This window comes from Nostoc sp. (assembly GCF_036917655.1).
Taxonomy (GTDB): domain Bacteria; phylum Cyanobacteriota; class Cyanobacteriia; order Cyanobacteriales; family Nostocaceae; genus Nostoc.
In genome coordinates, this window is sequence record NZ_JBALCY010000078.1 from 1 (window position 1) to 5,394 (window position 5,394).

Annotated in this window: 1 protein-coding gene; it reads left to right on the top strand. The window is 40.7% G+C overall.

Translation table 11 applies throughout. From position 1 onward, the window contains the following. On the top strand, positions 1 to 5,043 hold a 5,043-nt coding region (locus V7K30_RS30210), incomplete at its 5' end, for a trifunctional serine/threonine-protein kinase/ATP-binding protein/sensor histidine kinase (RefSeq protein ID WP_335005705.1). Between the last annotated feature and the right edge of the window lie 351 nt (positions 5,044 to 5,394).

The following is a 5,394-nucleotide window of genomic DNA, read 5'->3' on the forward strand; positions in this document are numbered from 1 at the left end:
ATCAAACCCGCCAATATTCTAATTAATCCCGAAACCAAACAAGTTAAATTAATTGACTTTAGTATTGCATCTTTACTGCCACGAGAAACTCAAACTCTTATCAGTGCCAATGTGTTAGAAGGGACACTCGCTTATATTTCCCCAGAACAAACAGGAAGAATGAACCGGGGGATTGACTACCGGACTGATTTTTATTCTTTAGGTGTAACTTTCTACGAATTACTTACAGGAGAGTTACCCTTTCAATCAAACGATGCGATGGAGTTAGTGCATTGTCATATTGCAAAACTTCCACCAAACATGAATAAACCTCACCTGTCTTCAGCACTCTCTCCTTACCAAGGAGAGGGTTGGGGTGAGGTTTGTTTGACTATTCCCCAAGTTCTCTGTGATATCGTAATGAAATTGATGGCGAAAAATGCCGAATCCCGCTATCAAAGTGCATTAGGGTTGAAATTTGATTTAGAAAATTGTTTATCTCAACTCCAAGAAACTGCTGAAATTAAGACTTTTCCAATTGCGCTTAGGGATATGTGCGACAGGTTTATTATCCCTGATAAACTCTATGGAAGAGAAACAGAAGTATCAACCCTACTCCAAGCATTTGAAAGAGTTAGCCTTGGTGCAACAGAAATGATGCTGGTAGCTGGTTTTTCGGGTGTTGGTAAAACCGTTGTAGTTAACGAAGTTCATAAACCGATTGTTAGACAACGTGGTTATTTTATCAAAGGGAAATATGACCAATTTCAACGAAATATTCCCTTCAGTGCATTTGTGCAAGCCTTCCGGGATTTAATGGGTCAATTATTAACAGAAAGCGATGCTAAAATCCAGCAATTTAAAACCAATATTTTAGCGGCTGTAGGTGATAATGGACAGGTAATTATTGAAGTCATCCCCGAATTAGAAATAATTATTGGTCAACAACCACCCGCTACAGAATTATCAGGAACTGCGGCACAAAATCGATTTAATTTATTATTCCAGAAATTTACCCAAGTCTTTACCAGTGACAAACATCCATTAGTGATGTTTTTAGATGATTTGCAATGGGCTGATTCGGCATCATTGATGTTAATGCAGTTATTAATGGCTGATACAAAGCATCTTTTCTTAATTGGTGCCTATCGTGATAACGAAGTCAACCCAGCACATCCGTTAATGTTGACTTTGAATGATATCCAAAAAACAGCAGCCACGATTAATACGATTACTTTAGCACCACTGAGTCAAGGACAAGTGAATCAATTAGTTGCTGACACGCTGAAGTGTTCAGAAAATTTAGCTTTGCCTCTTTCTCTATTGATATATCAGAAAACTCAAGGTAATCCGTTTTTCGCTACACAGTTTCTCAAGGCATTACACCAAGATGGATTAATTGAATTTAACTTGGAATCAGGGTGTTGGCAATGTGATATCACACAAATAAATCAGCAAGCAGTTACAGATGATGTTGTTAAATTCATGGTATTTCAATTACAAAGACTGCCTCAATCAACTCAGAAGATGTTGCAGTTAGCCGCTTGTATTGGCAATCAATTTGATTTACCGACTTTGGCAATTGTTTCGGAAGAATCAGAAATTGAAACGGCTGCTAGTTTATGGAAAGCTTTACAAGAAGGGTTGATTTTACCAATTAGTGATGTTTATAAGTTTTATCAGGGAGAAGATCATGATAAATTGGCGCTATCAAATGGGAATACCAGTAAACAATTAGCCAAATATAGATTTTTACATGACAGAGTGCAGCAAGCTGGCTATTCTCTAATTCCTGATAACCAAAAACAAGCAACTCATCTCAAAATTGGCCAATTACTTCTACAAAATTCCTCTGCGATTGAGCAAGAGGAAAAACTGTTTGATATTGTTGGGCACTTGAATCTAGGAATTGAGTTAATCATCCAATCAAACGAGCGAGAAACCTTGGCTCGACTTAACTTGGCAGCAGGAGGTAAAGCCAAAAATTCTACCGCTTATGCTGCGGCCAGAGTCTATTTACAGACCGGGATTGAGCTACTCACAGCCAACTGCTGGCAAGATCAATATGAATTGGCTCTGAGTCTCTATGTTGCGGCTACCGAAGCCGCCTACTTGAATGCTGACTTTGATGGCATGGAACAGATAGCGGTACAGGTGTTGCAATCAGCCCAGACGATTTTAGACAAAGTTAAAATTTACGAAATTCAAATTGCTGCCCAGACTGCCCAGTCCAGAATGTTAGAAGCGATCGCAGTGGGCAGAGATGCACTTTTACAATTGGGGGTTGAGCTACCTAGTGAGCCAAACGATGCTGAGATTGGGAAAGCTCTACAAGTGCTTGCCAGTCAACTTGAAGGCAAACGGATTGAGGAACTGGCTGACCTACCAGTGATGACTGATCCCCAAGCACAGGCAGCCATGCAACTATTAGGAATGTTGTTTGCCCCCGTTTTCCAGGGAATGCCGGGTTTATTGCCGCTAATTAGCTCCAAAATGGTGAGTCTATCGCTTCAGTTTGGGAATCCGCCCGCTTCTACGGTGGGGTATGCGCTTCACGGAATGGTGCTGTCTGCCTTTTTAGGAGAGGTCGAAACAGGCTATGGCTTTGGGCAATTGGCGCTCTCATTGCTAGATCGGTTCAATGTGCAGAAATTCAAATCCATAATTCTAATGTTGTTTGGCGGCTTTATTCAGCATTGGCAAGAAGCTCTCAGGGCAACGATACCGATGATGAAAGCTGGTTTTACGTCTGGTATGGAAACTGGCGATTTTTTACATGCTGGCTATAACGTATGCTGTTACAGCTATGCAGTCTTTTGGAGTGGCACTGAACTAAGCAGTTTGGAATCAGATATAGCAAGTTACAACGCTGCCTTGACTCAGGCGAAGCAACATTCTGCCCAGACCTATGTAAATATCATGCGGCAGGCGGCACAGAACTTCAGGGAAACCCAGATTCAGCCGGATTGTTTGAGCGGCACTATCTACGATGAAATCATGATTCCTAAGCATCGCCAAGCTAATGAACTCACGGTGATTGCTGAGGTCTATATTTACAAACTGTTGCTTGCCTATTCTTTTGGTAACTACAAAGCTGCGATCGCTTACATTGAACAAGGTAAGCAGTATTTGCTCGCAGTATCAGGATTAATTTTTGTTCCGATTTTCCATTTCTATGCAGCCCTGACGCACCTGGCACTATTTTCTACCCAGCCAGAAATTGAGCTTTCCGAAATTCTCGCCCAGGTAGAAATCCATCAAACCACTTTGCACCAATGGGCACAAGATGCTCCGATGAATCATCTGCATAAATGGCATTTAGTTGAGGCTGAAAAACAACGAGTGTTGGGCAATAAAGCAGAAGCACTTGAACATTACGATCGCGCCATCTCCCTCGCTAAAGAAAACGAATACCTTAATGAAGAAGCACTTAGCAACGAACTGACAGCTAAATTTTACCTCGATTGGCGTAAAGAAAAAGTTGCCCAAGCATATATGCACCAAGCATACTACTGCTATGCTCGTTGGGGTGCAAAAGCCAAAGTGGAAGATTTAGAAAAACGCTATCCCCAGCTACTCCAACCCATTCTGCAACAGCAACGAATCAACCTCAACCCCTCAGAAACTATTGCTTTTCGTGGGAATTCCTCTTCCACTCGCACTTCTAGCGCTGGCAGCACCAGTATTTCCGACGTTCTAGATTTTACCTCAGTTCTGAAAGCGGCTCAAGCTATTTCCAGTTCTCTAGAATTAGATCAACTCATTACCAGCCTCACCCACATTATCCTAGAAAACTCTGGCGCGAAAAAATCTGCACTAATTCTTCTCCAAGACGACACTTGGCAAGTACGAGCAATTACCTTTATTGAGCATGAGGAAATACAAACTATCCTCGACACACAATCACTAGATGATTGTCAAGATATTCCCGTAAACATTATCCATTACGTCAAAAATACCAAGCAAACAGTTGTTATAGACAATTGCAAAACAGATATTATTGGGTTGATTGGGGAATATATGCACCGAATCCAACCCCAGAGTGTATTATGTACCCCGATTATTAATCAAGGGCATTTGGTAGGGATTCTTTATCTAGAAAATCAACTGACTCAAGGGGTATTTACTAGCGATCGCCTCAGCGTCATTCACTTATTGTCTTCCCAAACTGCAATATCTCTAGAGAATGCTCGACTGTATCAACAAGCTGGGCAAGCATTAGAAGATTTACAGCAAGCCCAATTACAAATTGTCCAAAGTGAGAAAATGTCAGCATTGGGTAATTTAGTCGCAGGGGTAGCCCATGAAATGAATAATCCTTTAGGCTTTATTTCTGCTAGCCTCAAACAAGCTAAACCCACCGTTGCAGATATTGTTGAACACTTGAAACTATATCAATCAAGTCTACCAAATCCGAGTGATGAAATTACCGACCATGCTGAAGAGATTGACTTGGATTATACCTTAGAAGACTTACCCAAAGCAATTGATTCAATGGTGATGGCGTGCGATCGCCTCAAAAATATTAGCACCAGTCTCCGCACTTTCTCCCGTGCTGATAAAGATTACAAAGTGCCTTTTAATATCCACGAAGGTATCGACAGTACGATTTTAATTCTCAAACATCGCCTGAAAGCAAACGAACAGCGTCCAGTAATTGAAGTGATTAGCAATTATGGCAATTTACCTAAGATTGAGTGTTTTCCTGGACAATTAAATCAGGTATTTATGAATATTCTGGCAAATGCAATTGATGCGCTGGATGAATCAAATACGGGACGGAGTTTTGAGGAAATTAAGATCAATCCTAACCGAATTATAATTAAAACCTCTCTGAAAAATGAAGGCGTGAAAATTGCTATTGCTGATAATGCTAAGGGGATGGATGAATCAGTAAAACAAAAGATTTTTGACCACTTATTTACTACAAAAGCTGTAGGTAAAGGGACGGGATTAGGACTCGCGATCGCCCGTCAAATCGTTGAACAAACCCACGGCGGTAAATTGAGTTTTAACTCAGTTCTGGGTGAGGGTACAGAATTTGTAATTGAAATTCCGGTGTAAATTTTTTCTCTGTTTATAAACAACCGAATATATAGCAATCCTATTTGATTTGTGGGAATTAAAAGTTACAGAGCCGTGATTTAGTAAAAGTTGCCGGGGATCTGATCTCTCACGAATGATTTAGTCGGGCTGTATCTGGGAACACTAAATCTAGAAATAATCAGGATTGAGTAGTATGGTCAGTACTCTAGTTAGTATTCCCGGATATAAAATTACCGACAAACTCTACAATGGTTCGAGAACCCTAGTTTATCGAGGTTATCGAGAAACTGACTCATTACCTGTAGTGATTAAACTGCTGAAAAATCCTTATCCCAGTTTTAGCGAACTGGTGCAGTTTCGGAATCAATA